Raw genomic sequence first — 25,665 nt, 5'->3', positions numbered from 1 at the left:
CCTTACGCCGGCACCATGCACTTCCGTACCAGCTCGAACAGCTCGGCGGGGCTTTTTGCGGACGCCGCTTCCTCGAATCCGATGCGGATTCCATAACGCGATTCGAGTTGTGCGACGACAGAAAGAAAGGTGAGGGAATCCACGCCCAGATCGTCGAACCTGGTACTCAGGTTATCCATGCCGATACTGATTTCCGCGGATTCGTCCTGCTCGCCGACTTCATTGATGAGTTCGATCAGGCTTTTGATGTCAAAGTTTTCCATTTGCATATCCTTCAGTGGGTTGTGAATCGATTGAATACGATTGGCTGGCGGAAGGTGCGATTTGCCGGCCGAATAGCCGGTCAGGTCATGCGCCGCACGCCGATTTCGAACGTGGAAATCGTCCTGTCCTGTTGCGAAACAGTTACGAACACTGTGGCGTTCAACTGATCCCTGTCGTCCACGCGGACATTCGCCGTCGCCTTGGTCGGCAACTGCAGCTCGCCGACGGTCTCGAACGTCGACTTGCATTTCCATACGTCCAGTTCGACGGCATCGACATCGAAAATGCGAGCCATGGCATACAGGGCCATCTGCCTGCTCACCTCGATCTGGATCATGGCGTAGATGTGTTCCGTCGCACGATCGAACAGCACGGGATGCCGGGTGTCGATCCGGGCCATGGCTTCGTAGCGTCCAATGTCGACGAGTCGCAGGCTGTGCAGGACGATATTGTGGGGATTTATCCGCGCCACTTCGGCGGGTTTCAATTCCGTACGCGGCGCGGGCGGAATCGCCATGTCCGGCGCAATATTGCGTTCCCGCTTCATGATCTGGCGGATCTCACGCCATTTGCCGCGTTCCAGCCAGGTTTGCCGGATCCGGATATGTGCGATTTCCACGCCGTCCGTGGTGGCCAGCGCATAGAACCACAACAGCCCGTAGGTAACGCCACTGCGCTTTTTCCATTCCCTTTCGATCGTGCTTTTCACCACGAGCCGGACGGGCTGCCCCGCATGGTTGTCGTCGAAGATCGCCGATCGCTCCATTAACAGGTTGGCGTCGAGTTCCTGGAACAGGAATTGGTAACCATTTCCTTCCAGCGGCACGCCGAATTGCGTATGCGCCACGACAAAACAGGCCTGCCGACAGATTTCGATCAGCGCCGCGAGATCAAAGCGCCTGGCGTCGACAATATGCTCGCAATAAAAGCCATGCGACCGGGGAAGCTGTGCATACAGCAAAGTCCCTTTATCGGACTGCGCCTCGTAATCCGTCAACAACACCTGATCGATGGATACCTTGTGGACCAATGCTTTCGAGAGCGTCCCTTCAAATGGAAACTTGGCTTCTGCTTGAACGGCCATATTATCTTTCTCCGTATTGTTGTTCGTGATAAGTTTGTATTGGATAATGGAAACATCACTTGAGGCTGAAGCAATGCTGAATGCGGTCCGATGGCGCTTGGTACACCAGGTCGATCAGTCTTCCCGAATCGTGGCACTGCGATAGTATTAAGAGGGACGGGGGCACGCGGAAGGCGTTAGGAGCGAATAACATTTATTCAAGCCGTAGGCATAGCCGCTCGTCCATATACGGTAATATTGGACGCTTATTGTCTTGATAGGAGTTGCCGTGGCCGTGCTTACCCGCACCCTCATCGGCGCGTTGATTTGCGCGCCAATATTCACTGTTCAGGCTGCGCCGGTGACTTACGAAATCGATGCCACCCACACGTTCGTCCTGCTCAGTCGCAGTAATTTCGGCTTTTCCAATCCGATGATCGTCGCCAATATCGACCAGGGGACCCTGGTATTCGATCATGACGATCCGTCGAAATCCTCGGTACGCGTCACGCTGCCGGTGGCCAGGATCAATACCTTTGTCCCGCAGCTCGACACCGAATTCAGGAGCCCGATGTTCTTTGACATCGCCAAATTCCCGAACATCACCTTCGAGAGCACGCGCGTGAAAGCCATCGGTAACGGCAAATACACGATTACCGGAAACCTGACGGCCCATGGCATCACCCGGCCGGTCGTGCTGCATGCGCGGCTGAACAAGGCTGGCGAGAATCCGATGACAAAGCGCCAGGCAATCGGCTTCGACGCCACCGGCACCCTGAAACGATCGGAGTTCGGCCTGGGCTTCAACATCCCCAACGTCAGCGACGAAATCGCGCTGAAGCTGACGATGCAAGGCGATGCCACGAAGTGATGTGATGCAACCAAAGACGTCGGGTGCATGAAGCAACCGGCATTTCAAGTGATACACAAGACAACTTTTTGGGATTTGTTATGACACCTGTTTTTTGCCCGGAGCTCGCCCATGTCTAATGCTTCGCACCGCAGCGATCAGCCCGCACTCGACGCCCTGCGCCTGCCGGGCCGCGCCAGCCTCGGCCTGCTGCTCCCGGCCGACAACGACTGGGCGCGCTGGAGCGGCCGGGGCGTCTCGATGCCGAACCTGGCCCAGACCACCCACCACGTGCGCCTGGCCGACGAAATCGGCTTTCGCGGCGCCTGGCTGCGGGACGTCCCGACCTTCGATCCGACCGACGGCGATCCGGGCCAGGTGTTCGATCCGTGGACCTATCTCGGCTACCTGGCCGCCGTGACGCGCCGCATCACCCTGGGCACGGCCGCTGTCGTCACCCCGCTCGACCACGACCTGCACCTGGCCAAGCGCGCCGCCAGCGTCGACGTGCTGTCGAACGGACGTTTCGTGCTGGGCGTGGCGACCGGAGACCGTCCGCTCGAATACGGCGTGTTCGGCACCGAGTATGCAAGCCGCGGCGAGCGCTTCCGCACCACGGTCGAGCGCCTGCCCGGCCTGTGGTCCGGCGAGGCGGCGGCACACCGGAGTTTCGGCGCGACCCCGTTCGAAATCGCGCCGCCGCCGGCGCAACGGCGCCTGCCGCAAGTGGTGGTGGGGCGCGCCCAGCAATCGCTCGAATGGATTGCCGCGCATGCCGACGGCTGGTTCAGCTACGCCGGCTCGATCGACCAGTTGACCGCGCTGAGCCGGGACTGGGAAGCGGCCCAGCAGGCATGCGGCTGCGCCGGCAAGCCGCTGATGATGGCGCTGCGCGTGGTGCTCGAAGCCGACCGCAACGCGCCCTTGTCCTACTTCCCGATGGGCATACGCGCCGGCATCGGTGAACTGAAGCGCTATCTGGAACAGCTGTACGGGGCCGGCATCGCGCACGTGGCGTTGAATTTGCGGATGAGCGTGCGGCCGGTGGCACAGGTGCTGGAAGAGATCGGGCGGGAGCCCGGGCTGCTGAACAACTAAGCGGCGACGGGATGATTGGCCTGCCCAGCAGGGTTCGAACCTGCGACCCTCAGCTTAGAAGGCTGATGCTCTATCCAACTGAGCTATGGGCAGTCGCGAGCGCATACGACGAGGTACGGCTTCACAAATGAAAACGGGCCGTCGACGACAGCCCGTTTGCAAGACGGTGGTCGGAGTACAAGGATTCGAACCTTGGACCCCCTGCTCCCAAAGCAGGTGCGCTACCGGGCTGCGCTACACTCCGATTGGAACGATCATACCCCGCCGGGCGGGAAGCGTCAATGAACGCTCCCCGGCGCGACGATCAGACCTCGAAGCGTGCCGCGATGCGCTTGGCCATCGATTCGGCCAGTTCCGCGTGCTTCGCTTCCACCATGACGCGCACGAGCGGTTCCGTCCCCGACGGGCGGATCAGGACGCGGCCATTGTCGCCCAGTTCGCGCTCGACGTTGTCCTTCTCGGCCACGACGGCCGCATTCTTCGTCCAGTCCGTGCCCGGCTGCACGCGGACGTTGATCAGGGTCTGCGGATACAGTTTCAGGTCGCTGCAGCAGTCGGCCAGGCCGCGGCCGGAACGCTTGAGCGCCGTGAGGACCTGCAGTGCCGAGACGATGCCGTCGCCGGTGGTGTGCTTGTCCAGCGCCAGCAGGTGGCCCGAACCCTCGCCGCCCAGCAGCCAGCCCTGCTCCTGCATCATTTCAAGCACATAGCGGTCGCCGACCTTCGCGCGCGCGAAGCCGATGCCCATTTCCTTGAACGCCACTTCGAGCGCCATATTGGTCATCAGGGTGCCGACGGCGCCGGCCACCGGACCGGTTGCCATGCGCGCCCGCACCATCACGTACAGCAGCTCGTCGCCGTTGTACAGGCGGCCGGCGGCGTCGCACATGATCAGGCGGTCGGCGTCGCCGTCCAGCGCGATACCGAGGTCGGCCTTGTGCTCGACGACTGCGGCCGCCATCGCCTTGGGCGACGTGGCGCCGACGCCGTCGTTGATGTTGAAGCCGTCCGGCTTGGTGCCCAGTTCCACGACTTCCGCGCCCAGCTCATGGAATACGTGCGGGGCGATGTTGTAGGCGGCGCCGTGGGCGCAGTCGACGACGATCTTCAGGCCGCGCAGGTCCAGTTCGTTCGGGAACGTGCTCTTGCAGAATTCGATGTAACGGCCCTGCGCATCGCGCAGGCGCGTGGCGCGGCCCAGTTTTTCCGACGACACGCAGCCCATCGGCTGGTCGACCACCTCTTCGATCTCGAGCTCGACGGCGTCCGGCAGCTTGGTGCCATGACCCGAAAAGAACTTGATGCCGTTGTCCTGGAAAGGATTGTGCGACGCCGAAATGACGACGCCCGCCTGCAGGCGCAGCGCGCGCGTCAGGTAGGCGATGGCCGGCGTCGGCATCGGGCCGGCCAGCATCACGTCGACGCCCGCCGCCGAGAAACCGGCTTCCAGCGCGGCTTCCAGCATGTAGCCGGAAATGCGCGTGTCCTTGCCGATCAGGACCGTGGGACGGTCATGCGTGCCGGCCTTGTCCTTGGCCAGCACCTTGCCGGCCGCATAGCCCAACCGCATTACAAAGTCAGGGGTGATGGGCGATTTGCCCACCAGCCCGCGAACGCCATCGGTACCGAAATATTTGCGTGCCATTAATTAAATTCTCTTCATCTATTGATTATTCGTGGTGGCGGCCTGCCAGACCTTCAGCGCATCCACCGTCTCTGCCACATCATGGACCCGCACGATACGGGCGCCCTGCGCTACCGCAGCGAGCGCGCCGCCCAGGCTTCCTGCCAGGCGCTGCTCCACGCTGCGGCCCGTGACGGCGCCGATCATCGATTTGCGCGACACCCCCGCCAGGACGGGCAGGCCTAATTCGCTTTCCATACGGCTTATGCTACGAAGCAAAGCGTAATTATGCTCGACACTCTTCCCAAAACCAAATCCAGGATCGATCGTGATGCGTTCGCGCGCCACGCCGGCCGCCAGCAGCGCGTCGACCCGCTCGCGCAGGAAGCCGATCACGTCGGCCACCACGTCCCCGTAGGCGGGCTGCGCCTGCATGTCCTGGGGTGTGCCCTGCATGTGCATCACGCACAGCGCGCAGTCGCTGTCCTTCACGGCGTCGATGGCGCCCGGCGCCCGGAAACCATTGATGTCGTTGATCAGGTCGGCACCCGCGATGATCGCCTCGCGCATCACTTCCGGCTTGCAGGTGTCGATCGACAGCGCATGACCCAGTTCGCGCAACGCGTAAATCGCCGGCATGACGCGGCGCAGTTCTTCGTCGACGGGCACGCTGGGCGAGCCGGGACGCGTGGATTCGCCGCCGATGTCGATGATGTCGACGCCGTCCCTGATCATCTGTTCGGCCCGCTCCACGGCGAATTCGAGGGCCTGGTAACGGCCGCCGTCGGAAAAGGAATCGGGGGTAACGTTGAGGATGCCCATGACCAGGGGGCGCCGGGCGAGGTTATAGCCGAAACGGCCGCACTGCAGATATTGACGCATGACGAAACACCAACTGATTGAACAATAAAAAGGCACCCGCTCGGGGTGCCTTCCGTGGGATGACCCGGCTACCGCCGATTGGCGGTTCAGGCCGGTGCGGTCGCGTTCTGGGCGACGCCGCCACCGCTGTCGCTCGGGGGCGTGCGCTTGGTCAGCACCACCGACTTCGGCGGACGCGGCTCGCGGCCGGCCATGATGTCGTTGATCTGGTCGGCGTCGATGGTTTCCCATTCGAGCAGCGCCTTCGTCATCACTTCGACCTTGTCGCGATTTTCTTCGAGCAGGCGGTGCGCCAGCGCATACTGCGAGTCGAGGATGTTGCGGATCTCGGCATCGACTTTCTGCTGCGTGGCTTCGGAAATGGTCTTCACGGAGCCGCCGAAGAAGCCTTCGTTCGCGTCGTCCTCGTAGACCATCACGCCCATGCTTTCCGACATGCCGAAGCGGGTCACCATCGAACGGGCCAGCTTGGTGGCGCGGGCGAAGTCGTTCGATGCGCCGGTCGACATCTGGCCGACGAAGATTTCCTCGGCGATGCGGCCGCCGAACAGGATCGAGATTTCTTCCAGCATCTTGTCCTTGTAGCCGGACAAGCTGTCGTGCTCGGGCAGTTGCCAGGTCAGGCCGAGGGCAAAGCCGCGCGGCATGATCGTGACCTTGTGCACGGGATCGGCCTTCGGCAGCAGCTTGGCGATCACGGCGTGGCCCGACTCGTGGTAGGCCGTGTTGCGGCGTTCTTCCTCGCGCATGACCATCGACTTGCGCTCCGGCCCCATGAAGATCTTGTCCTTCGCATCTTCGAAATCGTTCATCTCGACGAGGCGCTTGTTGCGGCGCGCGGCGAACAGGGCCGCTTCGTTGACGAGGTTGGCCAGGTCGGCGCCGGAGAAACCCGGGGTGCCGCGGGCCAGGATGTCGGCCTTCACGTCGGTGCCGATCGGCACTTTACGCATGTGCACGTTCAGGATCTGCTCGCGGCCGCGGATGTCCGGCAGGCCCACCATCACCTGGCGGTCGAAACGGCCCGGACGCAGCAGCGCCTTGTCCAGCACGTCGGCGCGGTTGGTCGCGGCGATCACGATCACGCCCGACGATGCCTCGAAGCCGTCCATCTCGACCAGCAACTGGTTCAGCGTCTGTTCGCGCTCGTCGTTGCCGCCGCCCATGCCGGCGCCGCGGTGGCGGCCGACGGCGTCGATCTCGTCGATGAAGATGATGCAGGGCGAATGCTTTTTCGCGTTCTCGAACATGTCGCGCACACGGGACGCGCCCACGCCGACGAACATCTCGACGAAGTCGGAACCGGAGATCGAGAAGAACGGCACCTTGGCTTCGCCGGCGATGGCGCGGGCCAGCAGGGTCTTACCGGTACCCGGGGGGCCGACCATCAGCACGCCGCGCGGGATGCGGCCGCCCAGTTTCTGGAACTTGGTCGGGTCCTTGAGGAAGTCGACGATCTCGCCCACTTCTTCCTTCGCTTCGTCGCAGCCGGCGACGTCGGCGAACGTGACGGTGTTGTTCGTTTCATCCATCATGCGCGCCTTCGACTTGCCGAACGAGAACGCCCCGCCCTTGCCGCCGCCCTGCATCTGGCGCATGAAGAACACCCAGACCCCGATCAGCAGCAGCATCGGGAACCAGGAAATGAAGACTTGCTGGAGGAACGACGGTTCCTCGGGCGGCTTGACGTCGAAGCGCACGTTGTTGTCGCGCAGGTCGCCGATCAGGCCGCGGTCGAGCATGGTCGCGGTGGTGCGCACCTTCGTGTCGTCGGTTCGGGTCGCGGTGATGCTCGACCCTTCGATCACGACGTCCTTGATGCGTTTTGCCTTGACGTCATCGAGCAGCTCGGAATAAGCAATGGTCTTGCTGCCGCCCGCGACGCTATGGTTGTCGAACTGCTTGAACAGCATGAACAACAGCAGTGCGACGACCACCCAGATGGCGGATTTGGAAAACATATTATTCACGAAGACTCCTCTGATGCGAACGCATCTTTTCCCATTTTTTCAAAGGCAGATTCTACCGCATTCAGCAGGCCGTGCCACGCACGCCCTCCCATGGTGCCTATACGCCACTATAAACGGTTTTTATTTCCACTGCGCAGGCATCATGAACATTCCATCCCACAGCGGACGTGGGTGTGGCTGTCCTTTGCTGATGTGCGGCTGCGCTCCCGGAAATCAAGGGCGGCGCCGCCGATTTTCGCAATTCCAGCTCGCTGGATTCTTCAGACCACGTCCGAGCAGGAAGATTTCCGATGATTTGTCGCGGCTGGCCTTCGGTTTGATCTGTTTGACGACCTTGAATTCAGTGCGGAACTTCTCAAGGATTTGCGTAAACCCCATGTCCTTGAAGCATTTCACTAACAATGCGCCGGATGGTTTGAGGTGCATTTGAGAGAACTCAATAGCGAGATCGATCAAATCCTCCATGCGCGCCGCATCCGCCGACGGAATGCCGGACAGATTCGGTGCCATATCGGACAGCACGAGATCGGCCATGCGGCCCTCGAGCACGCAGGCCAGCTCGTCGAGCACGCTTTCCTCGCGAAAATCACCCTGAATAAAATGCATGTCGGCAATCGGCTCCATGGGGAGCATGTCCAGGCCGATCATCGTGCCCTTGATGCCGCCCTCGTCGCCGCCGGCGAGCTTGCGCCGGGTGTACTGGCCCCAGCTGCCCGGGGTGCACCCGAGGTCGACGATCACCTGGCCCGGCTTGATGAGCTTTTCGGTTTCGTCGATTTCTTTCAGTTTGTAGGCCGCACGTGCCCGGTAGCCCTCTTTCTGTGCCAATTTGACATAAGGATCGTTGATGTGATCGTGGATCCAGTTTTTATTGAATTTGTTCTTGGCCATTCGCGTAAAATACTGCTTTTAATAGGTATCTCAAAATAACATCATGATCAAACTTACCCCGGTCGAGCGTGCCGCGCTGCGTGCGGAAGCCCACGGACTCAATCCTGTCGTCATGATCGGCGAAGCCGGCCTGACCGCGGCCGTCATGAAGGAAATCTCGTCCAGCCTGGATGCGCACGGCCTGATCAAGGTGCGCGTGTTCGGCGACGACCGTGAAGCGCGCGTCGCGATCTACGAACAGATCTGCGGGGAACTCGACGCCGCCCCGGTCCAGCACATCGGCAAACTGCTCGTGCTGTACCGCCCGAAGAAGGACGAGGTCAAGGAACGTTCGACCAAGTCCGGCAAGGGCCTGCGCGAAGTCACCATCGTCAAGCCGAGCCCGAGCGGCACCAAGAAGCCGAGCGTGACCAAGGTCCTGCTGAAAGGGAACGAGCGCGTCACCCAGGGCGGCAACATCAAGCGGGCCAAGCCCCGCCAGGCCAGCACCAAGAAGACGGTCCTGAAATAATCCGTATTCAAAAAAATCAACCGGGGCCGCTGCCCCGGTTTTTTTTCGCGTCGGCGGCATGGTGGGCACGGGGCGGCCACCAGACGCCCGCATTATCGTGCCTTCACGACCAGCAGCGCGCCCAGGATGGTCTCGACCAGGTACAACCCCTGCGACACCCCATGCAGCGCCGCGAACGTCCCCCATTGCGGCGACGCCCGCACGCCGGCCGGTCCGGCCGCCGCGCGGATCGCCGCCATCGTCGGCTGCAGCCCCAGGTAGACGATGAGGCTGCACGCCAGCATCCCGCCAATCACCCCGTACAGCCAGCGCTTGCGGCGCGCATCGAGGTCGGTGGCACGTGCCACCAGCAACCCGAGCAGCACCGCCAGCGCGATCGCGAGCCAGGCCGAGCGCGTCAGCATGATGCCGACGACATTGCCGGCCTGCGTGCTGTCGAGGACGGCGAACGCGCTCGGCGCGGCCAGGTAGCTGACCGTCCACACGCTGCCGGCCCACAGGGCGGCCAGCAGCAACCGCGCGTTGGCGAGCATTGTCGCGGACTCAGATGTAGCGGACTTCCAGGATTTCGTATTCGCGCGGACCGGACGGGGCTTGCACTTCGACCACGTCGCCGGCGTATTTGCCGATCAGCGCACGCGCGATCGGCGACGTGACGGAGACCTTGTTCTCCTTGAGGTCCGCTTCATCCATGCCGACGATCTGGTACGTGACTTTCTGGCCGTTGTCGAGGTCTTCCAGGTCGACGGTGGACGCGAACACGACGCGGCCCTCGGCGTCCAGCGTGGACGGGTCGATGACCTGCGCGGTGGACAGTTTCTGTTCCAGCTCGGCGATGCGGCCTTCGACGAACGCCTGGCGCTCCTTGGCGGCGTCGTATTCGGCGTTTTCGGACAGGTCACCATGCGAACGCGCCTCGGCGATCGCATCGATCACGTTGCGGCGTTCCTTGGTCTTGAGCTGGTGCAGCTCTTCCTTCAACTTCTCGGCGCCGAATTTGGTCAATGGAGTGTTCATGGCTATCTGTTCTCAGTGTTTGCGGACGTACCAAGTGAAAACCACAGAGCCGCACGGCGCAAGCCGCGCGAACTCTGTGGTCTTTGGTACTGCTAAGCGTTACTGCAATCTTACTGCATTGCGCTTAGTTTAAGGTTTTATGCAGGCCTTGTAAATCGTACACCCGCAACTCGTCCAGGTGGCGCATGCCCTGCACGGCCGCCTCGGCGCCGGCGATGGTCGTGTAGGTGACCACGCGCGACTGCAGTGCCGACGTACGGATCGTGCGCGAGTCGGCGATGGCGCTGCGCTTCTCTTCGACCGTGTTCACGACCATCGCGATCTCGTGGTTCTTGATCATGTCGACGATGTGCGGACGACCCTCGATCACCTTGTTGACCGCGGTGACCGGGATGCCGGCGGCGGCGATGACGGCCGCGGTGCCCTTCGTCGCGACGAGCGTGAAGCCCAGGTCGACGAGGTCGCGCGCCACCTTCACGGTACGCGGCTTGTCCGAGCCCTTCACGGACAGGAACACGCGGCCAGTCTCCGGCAGGATGATGCCGGCCGCCAGCTGCGACTTGACGAACGCTTCGCCGAACGTCATGCCCACGCCCATCACTTCGCCCGTCGACTTCATCTCGGGGCCGAGGATCGTGTCGACGCCCGGGAATTTCACGAACGGGAACACGGCTTCCTTGACGCTGTAGAACGGCGGGACGATCTCTTTCGTGATGCCCTGCTGTGCCAGCGTCTGGCCCACCATGCAGCGCGCGGCGATCTTCGCCAGCTGCAGGCCCGTCGCCTTCGACACGAACGGCACGGTGCGCGATGCGCGCGGGTTCACTTCCAGCACATACACGGTATCCACTAGCTGGCCCTCGACTTCCGACTGCTGGATCGCGAACTGCACGTTCATCAGGCCGACGACGTTCAGCGCCTTCGCCATCAGCGAGGTCTGGCGCTTCAGTTCATCGATGGTCGCCTGGGACAGCGAGTACGGCGGCAGCGAGCACGCGGAGTCGCCCGAGTGCACGCCGGCCTGCTCGATGTGTTCCATCACGCCGCCGATGAACGTCGTCTCGCCGTCCGAGATGCAGTCGACGTCGACTTCGATCGCGTCGTTCAGGAAGCGGTCCAGCAGCACCGGCGAATCGTTCGACACCTTGACGGCTTCGCGCATGTAGCGTTCGAGGTCGCGCTGCTCGTGGACGATCTCCATCGCGCGGCCGCCCAGCACGTACGACGGACGCACGACGAGCGGATAGCCGATCTCGGACGCCAGCGCCAGTGCTTCGGCTTCCGTGCGTGCGGTGCGGTTCGGCGGCTGGCGCAGGCCCAGGTCCTGCAGCAGCTTCTGGAAGCGCTCGCGGTCTTCGGCGGCGTCGATCATGTCCGGCGACGTGCCGATGATCGGCACGCCGTTCTTTTCCAGGTCGAGCGCCAGCTTCAGCGGGGTCTGGCCGCCGTACTGGACGATCACGCCTTCCGGCTTTTCCAGCTCGACGATTTCGAGCACGTCTTCCAGGGTCAGCGATTCGAAGTACAGGCGGTCGGACGTGTCGTAGTCGGTCGACACGGTCTCCGGGTTGCAGTTGACCATGATGGTCTCGTAGCCGTCTTCGCGCATGGCGAGGGCCGCGTGCACGCAGCAGTAGTCGAACTCGATGCCCTGGCCGATGCGGTTCGGACCGCCGCCCAGCACCATGATCTTCTTCTTGTCGGTCGGATTCGACTCGCACTCTTCGTCGTACGTCGAGTACATGTACGCGGTGTTCGTCGCGAATTCGGCGGCGCACGTGTCCACGCGCTTGTAGACCGGACGGATGCCGAATGCGTGGCGCTGCGCGCGCACGGCTTCCGGCGTCGTCTGCATCAGGAACGCCAGGCGGCGGTCCGAGAAGCCCTTCTGCTTGAGTTTATACAGCGTCGGCTTGTCGAGGCTCTCCAGCTTCTGGTGATCCAGCCACAGTTCGATGTCGACGATTTCCTTGATCTGGATGAGGAACCACGGATCGATCTTGGTGAGGTTGTGCACCTCGTCCAGCGTGAAGCCTTGCGCGAACGCGTCGCCCACGTACCAGATGCGCTCCGGACCCGGCTCGCCCAGTTCTTCCTCGATCTTTTCGCGGTCGCGGGTCTTTTCGTTCAGGCCATCGACGCCGACTTCGAGGCCGCGCAGCGCTTTCTGGAACGATTCCTGGAACGTGCGGCCCATCGCCATCACTTCGCCGACGGACTTCATCTGCGTGGTCAGGTGCTTGTCGGCGGTCGGGAATTTCTCGAACGTGAAGCGCGGGATCTTGGTGACGACGTAGTCGATCGACGGTTCGAACGAGGCCGGGGTCGCGCCGCCGGTGATCTCGTTGCGCAGTTCATCCAGCGTAAAACCGACAGCCAGTTTCGCCGCCACTTTGGCGATCGGGAAGCCGGTCGCCTTCGATGCCAGCGCGGACGAACGCGACACGCGCGGGTTCATCTCGATGACGATCATGCGGCCGTCCTTCGGGTTGATCGAGAACTGCACGTTCGAGCCGCCCGTGTCGACGCCGATCTCGCGCAGCACGTTGATCGACGCGTTGCGCATGATCTGGTATTCCTTGTCCGTCAGCGTCTGCGCCGGCGCGACCGTGATCGAGTCGCCCGTGTGCACGCCCATCGGGTCCAGGTTCTCGATCGAGCAGACGATGATGCAGTTGTCCTTTTTATCGCGGACGACTTCCATCTCGTACTCTTTCCAGCCGAGCAGCGACTCTTCGATCAAGAGTTCCGACGTCGGCGACGCTTCCAGGCCGCGCTTGCAGATCGCTTCGAATTCTTCTTCGTTGTAGGCGATGCCGCCGCCCGAACCGCCCATCGTGAACGACGGACGGATGATGGTCGGGAAGCCCAGTTCGCGCTGCACGGTACGGGCTTCGTCCATCGAGTGGGCGATGCCGGAACGGGCCGAACCGAGGCCGATCTTCGTCATCGCCTGCTTGAACTTGAAGCGGTCCTCGGCCTTGTCGATGGCTTCCGGCGTGGCGCCGATCAGTTCGACCTTGTACTTGTCCAGCACACCGTGGCGATGCAGGTCCAGCGCGCAGTTCAGCGCCGTCTGGCCGCCCATCGTCGGCAGGATCGCGTCCGGGCGCTCCTTGTCGATGATGCGCTCGACGGCCTTCCACGTGATCGGTTCGATGTACGTGACGTCGGCAGTTTCCGGGTCCGTCATGATGGTCGCCGGGTTCGAGTTGACGAGGATGACCTTGTAGCCTTCTTCGCGCAGCGCCTTGCAGGCTTGCGCGCCGGAGTAGTCGAATTCGACCGCCTGGCCGATGACGATCGGGCCAGCGCCGATGATCAGGATGCTTTTAATATCAGTACGTTTTGGCATTTATTTCTTCTCGCTGGCGTGAGCTTGCATCTTGCTGATGAAACGGTCGAACAGGTAGGCGACGTCGGTCGGGCCGGGCGACGCTTCCGGGTGGCCCTGGAAGCAGAACGCCGGCTTGTCGATGCGCTCGAAGCCCTGCAGCGAACCGTCGAACAGCGAGACGTGGGTCACGCGGCAGTTGGCCGGCAGCGTGGCCGCGTCGACTGCGAAGCCGTGGTTCTGGGACGTGATCAGGACTTGTTTCGAATCCAGGTCCTGCACCGGGTGGTTGGCGCCGTGGTGGCCGAACTTCATCTTGACGGTCTTCGCGCCCGAGGCCAGCGCCATGATCTGGTGGCCGAGGCAGATGCCGAACGTCGGCACGCCCGACTCGATCACTTTCCTGGTCGCGGCGATCGCGTAGTCGCAGGCGGCCGGGTCGCCCGGGCCGTTGGCGAGGAAGACGCCGTCCGGGTTCAGCGCGAGGGCTTCCTCGGCGGTGGCTTGCGCCGGCAGCACGGTGATCTTGCAGCCGCGTTCGGCCAGCATGCGCAGGATGTTGCGCTTGACGCCGTAGTCGAAGGCGACCACGTGGTACTGCGGGCTTTCTTGCTTGCCGTAGCCTTCGCCCAGCTTCCATTCGGTTTCGGCGAACGCGTACGGTTCCTTGACGGAGACGACCTTCGCCAGGTCCATGCCGTTCAGGCCGGGGAACGAACGCGCCAGTTCCAGCGCTTGCGATTCGAGCGGTTCGTTGCCTTGCGTGCCGGTCAGGATCGCGCCGTTCTGGGCGCCCTTTTCGCGCAGGATGCGGGTCAGCTTGCGGGTATCGATACCGGCGATGGCGACCACGTTCTCGGCCTTCAGGTAGTCCGACAGCGATTGGGTGGAGCGGAAATTCGAGGCCAGCAGCGGCAGGTCACGGATGATCAGGCCGGCGGCGTGCACCCTGGTCGCCTCGACGTCTTCGAGGTTGACGCCGTAGTTGCCGATGTGCGGGTAGGTCAGCGTCACGATCTGGCGCGAGTAGCTGGGGTCGGTCAGGATTTCCTGGTAACCGGTCATGGCGGTATTGAACACCACCTCCCCGATCGTGTGACCGGCGGCGCCGATCGAATATCCTTTGAAAATGGTTCCGTCTGCCAGGGCTAGGATGGCTGGAACGGCTGGGCCAGAAAAAAATGGCGGCAAGGGCAACTCCCGATAAAGTTGCCGTAGGCTGCGCCACGTCAGACCGGCCTGAACAGGGTGTGGGCACGCATTTCGCCCAGTGTCACAGGTCGCTAGATTGAGGTATGGGTGGGGTAGTCGCTACGGCAGATAAGTGATGGCTAAACCTCTGAATTATAGCGCGATTTATATCGGCCGGCAATCGCCTTCCCTGCCATTTTCGTCTAAATACCCCGGCTGAACTCGGTAGGGTGGGCACCCCTGTGCCCACGCGCACTGCCAACACGACGCCAACACGACGCCAACGCACCGCATACGTCACGCGTGGGCGGAGGGCCGCCCACCCTACGGCCCACGCAGCCGCAAAAAAACGGGGGGGCGCTTACAGGCCGAGCGCGGCGATGCCGGCCTTGGCGATCTGGGCATCTTCCGCCGACTTCACGCCGGACACGCCGACGGCGCCGACGACCTGGCCGTCCACGACGATGGGCACGCCGCCTTCCAGCATGCCATCCAGTTCCGGCGCGCGGGCGAACGACACGCGGCCGTTGTTGATCATGTCTTCATAGATCTTCGATTCGCGGCGGCCCAGCGCGGCAGTCCTGGCCTTGGCCGGGGCGATGTGGGCCGACACCGGCGCGGCGCCGTCCAGACGCTGCAGCCACAGCGGGTGGCCGCCGTCGTCGCAGATCGCGATGACGACCTTCCAGCCATTGGCGACGGCTTCGTTTTCCGCGCCGGCGGCGATCTTCTTGATGTCTTCGAGGGTAAGGACGGGCTTGGTTTGCATCTTGATATCTCTTTCGTGGTGCGTTACAAAAATAGTCTGCAGGTGCCGCAGGATCAGCGCGCGGCCGTCATCGGCGCGGGCGTGCTCTGCTTGGCCTTGAGCCTGGCCTTGAGTTCGGCCATCACGCCGGCCGCCGCCTGTTCACCCGCCAGCACGGCCAGGTTGCGGCCGTTGAAGTCGGCGCTGCCCATCGCGCCCAGCGCGGGCGTGATGACGACGTCGGCACTCTTCAGCTCGAACTGGTTCAGGCGCTGCCCCATGATGGTGAACGTCTGCATCAGCACGTCCATGGAGCTGGCCGTGGCCTGGGCTTCCGTCGCGCTGGAGATATTCACGGCAATGATGAATTCGGCGCCCATCTCTTTCGCGAAGCGCACTGGCACGGGGGCGACGAGGCCGCCGTCCACATACGTGCGCTTGCCGATCACTACGGGCTGGAACACGCCCGGCACGGCGGACGACGCGCGCACGGCCATGCCGGTGTTGCCGCGGCGGAACAGGATGGGCTGGCCCGTCTTGAGGTCCGTGGCGACGGCGCCGAACGGGATCTTGAGCTTTTCGATCGGGCGGTTGTGCACGGCCTTGTTGACATAGGCCTGCAGCGCCTCCCCTTTCAGCACGCCGGGCGCCTTGCTGAAGAACGGGATGGCCCAGTCGGAGATCGTCGTCTCGTCCATGTCGAGGGCGATCTTCTGCAGTTCGAAGCCGTTGTAGCCCGACGCATACAGCGCGCCGACGACGGAACCCGCGCTGGTGCCGACGACGATGTCGGGCACGATGCCCTGGGCTTCCAGGGCCTTGATCACGCCGATGTGGGCAAAGCCGCGCGCGGCGCCGCCGCCCAGGGCGAGGCCGATCCTTACGTGGCGCAGCGGGAGGGGTGCGGGCGCGGGCGCGACGGCGACCGGCGCGGCGGGCTGGGTGGGCGCCGAGCCGCAGCCGGCCAGCACTGCCGCCGCGCCGAGCGTGGCGAGAATGGAACGTCGGGAGAGGGTCATCCGGAACGGGCTGATAAACGGGACAAAGATGGGATTGTAACCCGATCCTGGCGTTTATCGTGGGATCCCACGGCAAAGACAAAATTAGGTACCCGCCTGCGCGGGTACGACGTTTTTTGGCCGCGAGCGTCAAAACCGTCGCCCCTGCGCAGGCAGGGGCCCAATTTTTCGACGTTACCCCGGCAGCGACGTATTGGGCAGCGTGGCCGTGAACACGCTGCCCTTGCCCGGCACCGACCGGATCGCCAGCTTGCCGCCGTGGCGCAGCAGCACGTGCTTGACGATCGCCAGGCCGAGGCCCGTGCCCTGCGTCTCGCGCGAGCGGCTCTTGTCGACGCGGTAGAAGCGCTCGGTGAGGCGCGAGATGTGCTGCTCGTCGATGCCGATGCCGTTGTCGATCACTTCGAAGCGCAGGTCGTTCGAACCGCGCAGCCAGCGCAATTCGATCTTCCCGCCCTGCGGCGTGTAGCGCACGGCGTTGCTGGCCAGGTTGCCGAACGCGCTGCGCAGCTCTTCCGTGCTGCCCATCACGTCCGGGCCGTCGACGGCGAAGCCGATCTCGTGGCGGCCACCCGACAGCGCCCGCGCATCGACCGCCACCTGCTCGACCAGCGCCCTGACGTCGACCCGCTCGCGCTTCAACGGATAGTCGTCGGACTCCAGGCGCGACAGGGTCAGCATGTCTTCGATCAGGCGCTGCATGCGCTGGGCCTGTTCCGTCATCAGCGTCAGGTGCGCCGTGCGCGTCTTCTCGTCCAGGCCCGGGTCCGCGAGCGCGATCTCGAGGAAGCCGACGATCACCGTCAGCGGCGTGCGCAGCTCATGCGACGCGTTGGCGATGAAATCGCGGCGCATGGCTTCGATGCGCTCGGTCTCGGTGGCGTCGTGGGTGACGAGGATCTGACGCCGGTTCTCGAACGGGATGATCTGCACGATCAGCTTGCGGCTGCGGATCGACAGCGTGAGCGGCTGTTCGTAGCGGCCGAGGATCAGGTAGTCGATGAATTCCGGGTGGCGGATCAGGTTCGTCACGCGCCGGCCCTTGTCGCGTTCCAGCGTGAGGCCGAGGTGGCGCTCGGCCGCCGGGTTGCACCATTCGAGGAACAGGACGTCGTCCATGATCGCCACGCCTTCCGGCAGCAGGTGCATGGCCTGGCGGAAGCGCGCGAGCCATTCCGTCAGCTCGTCGCGATTGCGTTCGTCGTCGCGGCGCAGGCGATACAAGCGCGCGAAGACGTCGGTCCAGGCGCCCCACCCGTCCGGCAGCTTCGTGCTTTGCGGGTCGTTCAGCCACTCCCCCAGCTTGTGCAGGTAGTTCAGCTGGGAGACCAGCAGGCCGAGGCTCATGAGCAGCGCGAGCGCCAGCCCGGAGACGGCCCCCAGCAGCCACCAGGCGATGCCGGCGACCGCCAGCATCAGGCCCAGGCGCAGCAGCGCCGGGACCCAGAACACGACTCGAGGATTCAAACGGACGACCTTTCCTTATTTTTCTTTTTCGGACAGCATGTAGCCGACGCTGCGCACGGTCTTGATCAGCTTTTCCGCTTCCTTCAGTGCCTTGCGCAGCCGCAGCACGTGGACGTCGACCGTGCGTTCCTCGACGGCGGCGGCATCGCCCCACACCTTGTCGAGCAGCTGGCTGCGCGAGAACACGCGCTCGCGGTGCGCCATCAGGAATTTCAGCAGCCGGTATTCGGCATTGCCCATGTCGAGCTGGCGGCCGTCCAGCGTGACGGTGCAGCTGGCCGGATCGAGCGTCACCGGGCCGGCCGTCAGCGGCGCCTCGGCCAGGTGCGGGCTCTTGCGGCGCAGCAGGGCTTTCGAGCGGGCCACCAGCTCGCGCGGCGAGAACGGCTTGGTGACGTAGTCGTCGGCGCCCGTGTTCAGGCCCGCGATCTTGTCCTCTTCCATGCTTTTGGCCGTCAGCATGATGACGGGGATGTCCTGGAAGTCGCGGTCGCCGCGCAGGCGCGACAACAGGCGCAGGCCGCTCTGGTCCGGCAGCATCCAGTCCAGCAGCAGCAGGTCGGGCCTGCCGTGCACGATCGAATCCCAGGCCGACGCCACGTTGGCGGCCGTGCGGATCTCCCAGCCCGTTTCGCGCAGGGAGTAACTCACCAGTTCGACGATCGCCGGTTCATCCTCGACGATCAGGACGCTCGTGTTGGCCGCCATCGATCACCCTTCGCCGTTGGCGGCGGCCGGCGCGCCGACGGGTTTGCTGTGGCGGATGTCGCGCCCCTCGACGACGTAGATCACGTATTCGGCGATGTTCTTGGCGTGGTCGCCGATGCGCTCGATGGCCTTGGCCACCCACAGCACGTCCAGCGCCGACGAGATCGTGCGCGGGTCTTCCATCATGAACGTGATGGTGCTGCGCAGGATGGTGCGGAACTCGTGGTCGATCACGTCGTCCTGGGCGATGATCTGCACGGCGGCGCGGCCGTCCAGGCGCGCGAACGCGTCGAGGGCGTCGTGCAGCATGTCGGCCGTGGCGCGCGAGATCGTGCGCACCGTCTCGTAGTGGTTGAAGCTGACCATGCCGCGCTCGTGCAGGCTCTTGGCCGTGCGCGCGATCTTGGTCGCCTCGTCGCCGATGCGCTCGAGGTCGGTGATCACCTTGATCGTCGCCATCACCGTGCGCAGGTCGTTGGCGGCCGGCTGGCGGCGCACGATCAGGTGGCTGGAGGCATCGTCCAGCTGCACTTCGAGCTGGTTGACGGCGTGGTCGTCCGCGATGACCTTGTCGGCCTGTTCCGTATTACCGACGCGAAAAGCATTCAGCGCCTCGTCGAACTGCGTTTCCACCATGCCGCCCATCAGCAGCACCTTGGAACGGATCGCCTCCAGCTCCTGATCGTACTGCTTGGAAGAGTGCTCGCCTACCATATATATCTTTCCTATCGTCTATCGTTATCTTACTCTAGTAACGAACAGTGTTAGCGTATCGGGGGCTTTGCAACCGTAGCGAGCGGCGGCAGGGGTGGCCGAGAAGCGCAGCCGTACATCCGGTACGGCGAGCATCGCAGGCCGGCCCTGCAACGCGCAGTAGGTTGCCAAGCCCCCTATCCAAAGCGGCCGGTAATGTAGTCTTGCGTTTCCTTGCGTACGGGGTTCAGGAACAGCTGGTCGGTCTCGCCGAATTCCACCAGTTCACCCAGGTACATATAGGCCGTGTAGTCCGAGCAGCGTGCGGCCTGCTGCATGTTGTGCGTGACGATGGCGATCGTGTAGTCGCCCTTGAGCTCGCTGATCAGCTCTTCGATCTTCGACGTCGAGATCGGGTCCAGGGCCGACGTCGGCTCGTCGAGCAGCAGCACGTCCGGCTTGACGGCGACGCCGCGCGCGATGCACAGGCGCTGCTGCTGGCCGCCGGACAGCGACAGGCCGCTCTTGTTCAGCTTGTCCTTCGCTTCCGTCCACAGCGCGGCCTTCTTGAGCGCCCATTCCACGCGCTCGTCCATCTCGCCCTTGGACAGGTTTTCGTACAGGCGCACGCCGAATGCGATGTTGTCGTAGATCGACATCGGGAACGGCGTCGGCTTCTGGAACACCATGCCGATCTTCGCGCGCAGCATGTTCACGTCGACGCCGGGCTCCAGGATGTTGCGGCCGCGGTAAAGAATCGATCCCTCGGCCCGCTGGCCCGGGTACAGGTCGTACATGCGGTTCAGCGTGCGCAGCAGCGTCGACTTGCCGCAGCCCGACGGGCCGATGAACGCGGTGACCTGCTTGTCGTGCACGTCCAGGCTGACGTTCTTCAGGCTCTTCGTCTTGCCGTAATAAAAGTCCAGGCCGGAGATTTCGATCGTCTTGGTCTTGGGCTTGGACATGGTCGTCGTCGGAGTCGACAGGGTCTGGGTCATCATCGAAGTCATCATTGCGGGTTCTTTTGGCGGAACGCGGTCCGCGACAGGATATTCAGGAGCAGCACGCTGAAGGTCACCAGCAGCGCGGCGCCCCAGGCCAGGCTGCGCCAGTCCTCGTACGAGCTCATCGCGAACAGGTAGATCGCCACCGGCAGGTTGGCCATCGGCTGCTTCATGTCGAGGCTGAAGAACTGGTTGTTCAGCGCGGTGAACAGCAGCGGCGCCGTCTCGCCGGCGATGCGGGCCACGGCCAGCAGCACGCCCGTCACGACACCGGCCTTCACGGCGCGCAGGCGCACCGTCATCGACACCTTCCAGCGCGGCGCGCCCAGCGCGAACGCGGCTTCCAGCAGGCTGTTCGGCACGAGGTGCAGCATGTTGTCCGTCGTGCGCACGACGACCGGGATCGCGATCAGCGACAGCGCGATGGTGCCGGCATAGCCCGAGAAATGCTGGAAACGCGCCACGCACAGGGCATACACGAACAGGCCGATCACGATCGACGGCGCCGACAGCATGATGTCCGTGACGAAGCGCGTGACGGCGGCGAATTTGTTGTTCTGGCCGTACTCGGCCAGGTAGATGCCGGCGAGGATGCCGATCGGGGTCGAGATCGCCGTGGACAGGCCCACCATCATCAGGCTGCCGACGATGGCGTTGCGCACGCCGCCCGGGCTGCCGGGGGCCGGCGTGTCCATCGTAAACAGCGTGTGCGACAGTGCCCCGAAGCCATTGATCAGCAACGTGGACAGGATCCACAGCAAAAAGCCGAGGCCGATGGCCATCGCCAGCACGGACAGCGCGATGCCGATGCGGTGCCCCAGCAGGCGGCGGCGATAAACAGAATTCACGACGCCATCCATTACTTCACTCCTTCTTGGCGGGCCATACCCACGAGCATCAGTTTTGCGGCCGACAGCACGATGAACGTGATGGCGAACAGGATCAGGCCCAGCGCGAACAGCGAGGACACGTGCAGCGGCGAGCTGGCTTCGGCGAATTCATTCGCCAGCGTCGAGGAAATCGAGTTGCCCGGCGCGAACAACGACAGGGCGATATCGTTCGCATTGCCGATGACGAACGTGACGGCCATCGTCTCGCCGAGCGCGCGGCCCAGGCCCAGCATCACGCCGCCGACGACGCCGGCGCGGGTGTACGGCAGCACGATCTTGCGCACGACTTCCCATTTGGTGCAGCCGAGGCCGTATGCGGATTCCTTCAGCACGGCGGGGACGATCTCGAACACGTCGCGCATGACGGAGGCGATGAACGGGATGATCATGACGGCCAGGATCAGGCCGGCGGTCAGCAGGCCCAGGCCCATCGTCGGTCCCTGGAAAAACGGGCCGATGAACGGCAGCACGCCGAGCGTATGCTTGAGCAGCGGCTGGACGTAGTCGCCGAACAGGGGCGCGAACACGAACAGGCCCCACATGCCGTAGATGATCGACGGCACGCCGGCCAGCAGCTCGACGGCCATGCCCATCGGACGGCGCAGCCAGACCGGGCAGATCTCCGTCAGGAACAGGGCGATGCCGAAGCTGATCGGGAACGCGACGAGCAGCGCGATGACGGACGTCACCAGGGTGCCCGTGATGGCGATCAGCGCGCCGAACTTGTCGTTGACGGGATCCCACTCGTTCGTCACGAGGAAGGAGGCACCGAAGGCGTGGAACGCGGGCGCCGCGCCGATCGCCAGGGAAACGATGATGCCCACCAGGACGACCAGTACGCTCAAGGCGAACAGCAAGGTCACCTTGTGGAAGATGAAGTCCTGGATGCGCTGCACGCGCATGGTATTGCGCAGTGCAACGTTGCGGGCGTCCTCCTGCAACGCGGCCTGGCCGGCCTCGTCGGCGGCGAGCGCGGGGTGTGCGTTCATGTTCTTGTCCAATTTATTACCCAAAAGCAATGCGTCGCTCCCACCCTTCCCGACCACTCGCCGGGAGGGTGGGAGCGACGCTACCCACGTTACGGGTTTTGCTCAATTACCAGATCGCCTTGCCCGAACCGTCTTTCAGGTTGGCCTTCCAGGCGGCTTCCACCAGCTTGGTGACGGAATCCGGCATCGGCACATAGTCCAGCTCGGTGGCGGCGGCGGCGCCGTTCTTGAAGGCATAGTTGAAGAAGCCCAGCACTTCCTTGCCCTTGGCGGCGTCGGCCTGCTGCTTGTGCACGAGGGCGTAGGTCACGCCGGTGATCGGCCATGCGGCCTTGCCCGGCTGGTCGGTCAGGACGACGCCGAAGCCCGGTGCCTTGACCCAGTCGGCGTTGGCGGCTGCGGCCTTGAAAGCGTCGTCGTCCGGCTGCAGGAAGTTGCCGTCGTGGTTCTTCAGCTGGGTGTGGGCCAGCTTGTTTTTCTTCGAGTACGCCCATTCGACGTAGCCGATCGAGCCCTTGATGCGCTGGACGTTGGCGGCGACGCCGTCATTGCCCTTGCCGCCCACGCCGACGACCCATTTCACGGCCGTGCCGGCGCCGATCCTGGACTTGAAGTCCGCGTTGGTCTGGGACAGGTAGTTGGTGAACAGGAACGAGGTGCCCGAACCGTCGGCGCGGTGCACGACGGTGATGTCTTCGTCCGGCAGCTTGACGCCCGGGTTCAGGGCAGCGATGGCCTTGTCGTTCCACTTGGCGATCTTGCCCAGGTAGATGTCGGCGAGGACCGGACCGGTCAGCTTCAGCTGGCCCGGGGCGACGCCTTGCAGGTTGACGATGGCGACGACGCCGCCCATGATCGTCGGGAACTGCATCAGGCCCGCTTCGTTCAGTTCTTCGACGGACAAAGGCATGTCCGACGCGCCGAAGTCGACGGTCCTGGCCTTGATCTGCTTGATGCCGGCGCCGGAGCCGATCGATTGATAGTTCAGGCCGTTGCCGCTGGTCTTCTTGTACATCTCCGCCCACTTCGAATAGATCGGGTAGGCGAAGGTCGAACCAGCACCGGTGATGTCGGCGGCCAGGGTCGCGGTGCTCGCGAACGCGGCGGTGGTGCCGATGATGATGGTTGCCAGCAGTTGCTTCATGCGCATATCAAGGTCCTTTTGTTGAGGTAGTGACACGGTTGATGCTACGCAGTGTAGAGAGCAAATATGACGGCTTTATGACATGGCCATTCTGACCATATGACATCCAGCGTGCATGATGTGACAGCCCGAAAATTCGTGTCACACGGTTGCCGGCGCCCTGTCATATTCGTGCCCGGACGGCAGAAAAAAAGCGCCTTGTAAATGCGTTGCCTTCTGCTACCTTGAAAGTGTTTACTGGTATGGAGGATTTGTCCTACAAACTCAAAACGGCAAGACAGTGCAGGTTCGGAGGGGGCGCTTAACGGCGTTTGGTGGTTATGTTATTCATTTCTGGAATGCTGACCGGCATCGTGGTCCTCGTGTTGTATGAGGTGATCTCGGAAGGCATCGGCAGTTCGCAAAAGTTGCACGATCGCTATCACGAATAGCATTGGAGACCGACGAGGCCTCATCAAAGAAAAAGCGGCGGGGCTCGAGGCGCCCGCCGCTTTTCTTTCGCACGCCCGGCGTGTCAGCGCAGGAAGCGCGACAGCTGGCTCATCGAATTCAGGTCCAGGTGCATGAACTGGAGTCCGGCCTTGAATTCGCCGTTGCTGAAAATACAATACATGACCTTGACGCGGGCATGCAGCGCGAACGGATGGCCGTCGACCAGCAGGTCGAAGCCGGCCTGCCCCGTCTGCCCCGTCTGGAGCGGGTGCGGGACCGTCATGCAGACGCCGTTGGTGCCGACGTCCGATGTGCGTCCCTGGACGGGCGCCTGGCCTTCCATCGCCAGTACCGCCCTCACCTTCAAGATCTTGCGTGCGGAAGTCCTCTGATCTGTAACCACGATAGCCTGTGATGCTTTTGAAAACGAGGTGGGATTATATGTGCAAACGGCAATCCGCGTATTGCCGTAGTCCAATTCCACCGCAGACACAGGTCAGTCCAGTTCACGCAACTTGCTGAAGGCTTCGTCGATGCGCTCGACGGCCACGATGTTCATCCCCTCGATCTTTTGCTTGGGCACATTGGCTTTCGGGATCACCGCGACCGAGAACCCGAGCTTCGCCGCCTCGCGCAGGCGTTCCTGGCCGCGCGGCGCGGGCCGGATCTCGCCGGCCAGGCCGACTTCACCGAACACGACGAGGCCGCGCGGCAGCGGCTTGTTGCGCATCGACGAGTTAATGGCAAGCAGCACGGCGAGGTCGGCCGCAGGCTCCGTGATCTTGACGCCGCCGACGGCATTGATGAACACGTCCTGGTCGAACGCGGCGATACCCGCATGGCGGTGCAGCACGGCCAGCAGCATCGCGAGGCGGTTCTGCTCCAGGCCGACGGACAGCCGGCGCGCGTTCGGCAAGTGGCTGGCGTCCACGAGGGCCTGCACCTCGACGAGCAGCGGCCGCGTGCCCTCCTGCGTCACCATCACGCAGGAGCCGGGCACCTGGTTGTCGTGTTGCGAAAGGAACAGCGCGGACGGATTCGACACGCCCTTGAGGCCTTTTTCCGTCATCGCGAACACGCCCAGCTCGTTGACGGCGCCGAAACGGTTCTTGATGGCGCGCACGAGTCGGAAGCTGGACTGCGTATCGCCCTCGAAATACAGCACCGTGTCGACGATGTGTTCCAGCACGCGCGGGCCCGCCAGCGCGCCCTCCTTCGTCACGTGGCCGACGAGGATGATGGTGACACCCGTCTGCTTGGCCACGCGCGTGAGCTGGGCCGCGCATTCGCGCACCTGCGAGACCGAACCGGGGGCGGACGTCAGCGCGTCCGAATACAAGGTCTGGATCGAGTCGATCACCGCGACGTCCGGCTTGAGGTCGGCGATCGTGCCGAGGATTTTTTCCAGCTGGATCTCGGCCTGCAGCTTGAGGTCCTTCGCTTCGACCTGCAGGCGGCGCGCGCGCAGGGCGATCTGGGCGCCGGATTCCTCGCCCGAGACGTACAGCGTGCTGCGCGCCTCCGCCAGGTTGGCCAGCGCCTGCAGCAGCAGGGTCGACTTGCCGATGCCGGGGTCGCCGCCGATCAGCACGACGCCGCCCGCGACGAGGCCGCCGCCCAGCACGCGGTCGAATTCGTCGATGCCGGTGCCGAAGCGCGGCACGTCGGTCGCGTCGATGTCCTTGAGCGACAGCACGGGCGCCGTCTGCGCCAGGCTCTTGTGGATATGCGTCTGCGACATGCGGTTCAGGCCCTGGGACTCGACCTGTTCGGTCATCGTGTTCCAGGCCTTGCAGTCGGCGCACTGGCCGGTCCAGCGGCTGGCGACGCTGCCGCAGTCGCCGCAGACGAAACTGGTACGGGATTTAGCCATGAT

General features: G+C 63.5%; 24 protein-coding genes and 2 tRNA genes. 3 read left to right on the top strand and 23 right to left on the bottom strand.

The features are described 5' to 3' along the window. Positions 1–2: 2 nt before the first annotated feature. Positions 3–263: an acyl carrier protein gene (locus ACEN9Q_RS06675; RefSeq protein ID WP_056435360.1), complete on the bottom strand. Its 261-nt coding sequence runs from the start codon at positions 261–263 to the stop codon at positions 3–5. Positions 264–343: 80 nt separating this feature from the next. Continuing rightward, complete coding sequence (locus tag ACEN9Q_RS06670) at positions 344–1,348, bottom strand: AfsA-related hotdog domain-containing protein (RefSeq protein WP_495627765.1); 1,005 nt, start codon at positions 1,346–1,348, stop codon at positions 344–346. Positions 1,349–1,616: 268 nt separating this feature from the next. Between ACEN9Q_RS06670 and ACEN9Q_RS06665 the strand changes: the two genes are divergently transcribed. Together ACEN9Q_RS06665 and ACEN9Q_RS06660 are read left to right on the top strand one after the other, a co-directional pair. Further along, entirely contained in the window at positions 1,617–2,198 is a 582-nt protein-coding gene (locus ACEN9Q_RS06665; protein ID WP_495627764.1) for a YceI family protein, read from the top strand. Between the two features lie 111 nt (positions 2,199–2,309). Continuing rightward, entirely contained in the window at positions 2,310–3,275 is a 966-nt protein-coding gene (locus ACEN9Q_RS06660; protein WP_495627763.1) for an LLM class flavin-dependent oxidoreductase, read from the top strand. A gap of 16 nt (positions 3,276–3,291) precedes the next feature. On the opposite strand, the gene ACEN9Q_RS06655 is transcribed toward ACEN9Q_RS06660, so the two are convergent. The 6 genes from ACEN9Q_RS06655 to ACEN9Q_RS06630 all read right to left on the bottom strand — a co-directional run bounded on the left by ACEN9Q_RS06655 (position 3,292) and on the right by ACEN9Q_RS06630 (position 8,642). Further along, positions 3,292–3,368, bottom strand: a tRNA-Arg gene (locus ACEN9Q_RS06655). A gap of 74 nt (positions 3,369–3,442) precedes the next feature. Further along, a tRNA-Pro gene (locus tag ACEN9Q_RS06650) sits at positions 3,443–3,519 on the bottom strand. Positions 3,520–3,579: 60 nt separating this feature from the next. Next, complete coding sequence (gene glmM / locus ACEN9Q_RS06645) at positions 3,580–4,920, bottom strand: phosphoglucosamine mutase (protein ID WP_056435372.1); 1,341 nt, start codon at positions 4,918–4,920, stop codon at positions 3,580–3,582. Between the two features lie 18 nt (positions 4,921–4,938). Continuing rightward, entirely contained in the window at positions 4,939–5,781 is an 843-nt protein-coding gene (gene folP, locus ACEN9Q_RS06640) for a dihydropteroate synthase (protein WP_495627762.1), read from the bottom strand. 86 nt (positions 5,782–5,867) lie between these two features. Further along, positions 5,868–7,751 carry an ATP-dependent zinc metalloprotease FtsH gene (gene ftsH / locus ACEN9Q_RS06635; RefSeq protein ID WP_056435380.1) on the bottom strand — a complete coding sequence of 628 codons (1,884 nt, stop codon included), beginning with the start codon at positions 7,749–7,751 and terminating at the stop codon, positions 5,868–5,870. Between the two features lie 213 nt (positions 7,752–7,964). Beyond that, the gene (locus ACEN9Q_RS06630) at positions 7,965–8,642 is read right to left on the bottom strand and encodes an RlmE family RNA methyltransferase (protein WP_495627761.1); all 678 of its coding nucleotides are present in this window, start codon (positions 8,640–8,642) and stop codon (positions 7,965–7,967) included. Between the two features lie 43 nt (positions 8,643–8,685). Between ACEN9Q_RS06630 and yhbY the strand changes: the two genes are divergently transcribed. After that, positions 8,686–9,153 carry a ribosome assembly RNA-binding protein YhbY gene (yhbY, locus tag ACEN9Q_RS06625; RefSeq protein WP_056435386.1) on the top strand — a complete coding sequence of 156 codons (468 nt, stop codon included), beginning with the start codon at positions 8,686–8,688 and terminating at the stop codon, positions 9,151–9,153. Positions 9,154–9,245: 92 nt separating this feature from the next. Here yhbY and ACEN9Q_RS06620 read toward each other — a convergent pair whose 3' ends face one another. From ACEN9Q_RS06620 to radA, 15 genes are all read right to left on the bottom strand, one after another. After that, positions 9,246–9,686 (bottom strand): DUF4149 domain-containing protein, encoded by a 441-nt coding sequence (locus tag ACEN9Q_RS06620; RefSeq protein ID WP_056435389.1) that lies wholly within the window; start codon positions 9,684–9,686, stop codon positions 9,246–9,248. A gap of 10 nt (positions 9,687–9,696) precedes the next feature. Beyond that, the gene (gene greA, locus ACEN9Q_RS06615) at positions 9,697–10,170 is read right to left on the bottom strand and encodes a transcription elongation factor GreA (protein WP_056435392.1); all 474 of its coding nucleotides are present in this window, start codon (positions 10,168–10,170) and stop codon (positions 9,697–9,699) included. 124 nt (positions 10,171–10,294) lie between these two features. Beyond that, positions 10,295–13,525 (bottom strand): carbamoyl-phosphate synthase large subunit, encoded by a 3,231-nt coding sequence (gene carB, locus ACEN9Q_RS06610; protein ID WP_495627760.1) that lies wholly within the window; start codon positions 13,523–13,525, stop codon positions 10,295–10,297. Beyond that, positions 13,526–14,695, bottom strand: a complete 1,170-nt coding sequence (gene carA / locus ACEN9Q_RS06605; protein ID WP_495627759.1) for a glutamine-hydrolyzing carbamoyl-phosphate synthase small subunit — start codon at positions 14,693–14,695, stop codon at positions 13,526–13,528. It lies immediately after the preceding gene. 361 nt (positions 14,696–15,056) lie between these two features. Further along, entirely contained in the window at positions 15,057–15,464 is a 408-nt protein-coding gene (locus ACEN9Q_RS06600; protein WP_056450192.1) for a GlcG/HbpS family heme-binding protein, read from the bottom strand. A gap of 53 nt (positions 15,465–15,517) precedes the next feature. Beyond that, complete coding sequence (locus ACEN9Q_RS06595) at positions 15,518–16,462, bottom strand: patatin-like phospholipase family protein (protein WP_056450194.1); 945 nt, start codon at positions 16,460–16,462, stop codon at positions 15,518–15,520. Positions 16,463–16,636: 174 nt separating this feature from the next. Next, positions 16,637–17,929, bottom strand: coding sequence for a phosphate regulon sensor histidine kinase PhoR (phoR, locus tag ACEN9Q_RS06590; protein WP_495627758.1), 1,293 nt, complete (start codon positions 17,927–17,929; stop codon positions 16,637–16,639). A 15-nt stretch (positions 17,930–17,944) separates the two neighbouring features. After that, positions 17,945–18,637 carry a response regulator gene (locus ACEN9Q_RS06585; RefSeq protein ID WP_056450367.1) on the bottom strand — a complete coding sequence of 231 codons (693 nt, stop codon included), beginning with the start codon at positions 18,635–18,637 and terminating at the stop codon, positions 17,945–17,947. Between the two features lie 3 nt (positions 18,638–18,640). Next, the gene (gene phoU, locus ACEN9Q_RS06580) at positions 18,641–19,351 is read right to left on the bottom strand and encodes a phosphate signaling complex protein PhoU (protein ID WP_495627757.1); all 711 of its coding nucleotides are present in this window, start codon (positions 19,349–19,351) and stop codon (positions 18,641–18,643) included. Positions 19,352–19,527: 176 nt separating this feature from the next. Continuing rightward, positions 19,528–20,295 carry a phosphate ABC transporter ATP-binding protein PstB gene (gene pstB / locus ACEN9Q_RS06575; RefSeq protein WP_495628923.1) on the bottom strand — a complete coding sequence of 256 codons (768 nt, stop codon included), beginning with the start codon at positions 20,293–20,295 and terminating at the stop codon, positions 19,528–19,530. A gap of 44 nt (positions 20,296–20,339) precedes the next feature. Next, a complete protein-coding gene (pstA, locus tag ACEN9Q_RS06570) occupies positions 20,340–21,194 on the bottom strand; it encodes a phosphate ABC transporter permease PstA (RefSeq protein ID WP_056450364.1) in 855 nt (284 codons plus the stop codon). After that, positions 21,194–22,126, bottom strand: coding sequence for a phosphate ABC transporter permease subunit PstC (gene pstC, locus ACEN9Q_RS06565; protein ID WP_495628922.1), 933 nt, complete (start codon positions 22,124–22,126; stop codon positions 21,194–21,196). Before pstC ends, pstA begins: the two co-directional genes overlap by 1 nt. Positions 22,127–22,319: 193 nt before the next feature. Beyond that, on the bottom strand, positions 22,320–23,363 hold the full coding sequence (pstS, locus tag ACEN9Q_RS06560) for a phosphate ABC transporter substrate-binding protein PstS (protein ID WP_056450362.1): 1,044 nt from the start codon (positions 23,361–23,363) through the stop codon (positions 22,320–22,322). Positions 23,364–23,871: 508 nt separating this feature from the next. After that, complete coding sequence (locus ACEN9Q_RS06555; protein WP_082548392.1) at positions 23,872–24,192, bottom strand: PilZ domain-containing protein; 321 nt, start codon at positions 24,190–24,192, stop codon at positions 23,872–23,874. A 93-nt stretch (positions 24,193–24,285) separates the two neighbouring features. Then, on the bottom strand, positions 24,286–25,662 hold the full coding sequence (gene radA, locus ACEN9Q_RS06550) for a DNA repair protein RadA (protein WP_056450359.1): 1,377 nt from the start codon (positions 25,660–25,662) through the stop codon (positions 24,286–24,288). Positions 25,663–25,665: the final 3 nt, after the last annotated feature.

The organism is Massilia sp. Masssp93 (assembly GCF_059491295.1).
Note: the sequence above shows the minus strand (reverse complement) of the source record. Positions and strands in the feature narration are given on the sequence as shown.

Coding starts and splice junctions, on each gene's coding strand:
- folP (WP_495627762.1), bottom strand. CDS start 5,781: ATGCGTCAATATCTGCAGTGCGGCCGTTTCGGCTATAACCTCGCCCGG.
- ACEN9Q_RS06595 (WP_056450194.1), bottom strand. CDS start 16,462: ATGACCCTCTCCCGACGTTCCATTCTCGCCACGCTCGGCGCGGCGGCA.
- ACEN9Q_RS06585 (WP_056450367.1), bottom strand. CDS start 18,637: ATGGCGGCCAACACGAGCGTCCTGATCGTCGAGGATGAACCGGCGATC.
- ACEN9Q_RS06600 (WP_056450192.1), bottom strand. CDS start 15,464: ATGCAAACCAAGCCCGTCCTTACCCTCGAAGACATCAAGAAGATCGCC.
- pstB (WP_495628923.1), bottom strand. CDS start 20,295: ATGTCCAAGCCCAAGACCAAGACGATCGAAATCTCCGGCCTGGACTTT.
- glmM (WP_056435372.1), bottom strand. CDS start 4,920: ATGGCACGCAAATATTTCGGTACCGATGGCGTTCGCGGGCTGGTGGGC.
- pstC (WP_495628922.1), bottom strand. CDS start 22,126: ATGCGCGTGCAGCGCATCCAGGACTTCATCTTCCACAAGGTGACCTTG.
- yhbY (WP_056435386.1), top strand. CDS start 8,686: ATGATCAAACTTACCCCGGTCGAGCGTGCCGCGCTGCGTGCGGAAGCC.
- ACEN9Q_RS06670 (WP_495627765.1), bottom strand. CDS start 1,348: ATGGCCGTTCAAGCAGAAGCCAAGTTTCCATTTGAAGGGACGCTCTCG.
- pstS (WP_056450362.1), bottom strand. CDS start 23,363: ATGCGCATGAAGCAACTGCTGGCAACCATCATCATCGGCACCACCGCC.
- ACEN9Q_RS06675 (WP_056435360.1), bottom strand. CDS start 263: ATGGAAAACTTTGACATCAAAAGCCTGATCGAACTCATCAATGAAGTC.
- carB (WP_495627760.1), bottom strand. CDS start 13,525: ATGCCAAAACGTACTGATATTAAAAGCATCCTGATCATCGGCGCTGGC.
- ACEN9Q_RS06660 (WP_495627763.1), top strand. CDS start 2,310: ATGTCTAATGCTTCGCACCGCAGCGATCAGCCCGCACTCGACGCCCTG.
- greA (WP_056435392.1), bottom strand. CDS start 10,170: ATGAACACTCCATTGACCAAATTCGGCGCCGAGAAGTTGAAGGAAGAG.
- pstA (WP_056450364.1), bottom strand. CDS start 21,194: ATGGATGGCGTCGTGAATTCTGTTTATCGCCGCCGCCTGCTGGGGCAC.
- ACEN9Q_RS06630 (WP_495627761.1), bottom strand. CDS start 8,642: ATGGCCAAGAACAAATTCAATAAAAACTGGATCCACGATCACATCAAC.
- phoU (WP_495627757.1), bottom strand. CDS start 19,351: ATGGTAGGCGAGCACTCTTCCAAGCAGTACGATCAGGAGCTGGAGGCG.
- radA (WP_056450359.1), bottom strand. CDS start 25,662: ATGGCTAAATCCCGTACCAGTTTCGTCTGCGGCGACTGCGGCAGCGTC.
- ACEN9Q_RS06620 (WP_056435389.1), bottom strand. CDS start 9,686: ATGCTCGCCAACGCGCGGTTGCTGCTGGCCGCCCTGTGGGCCGGCAGC.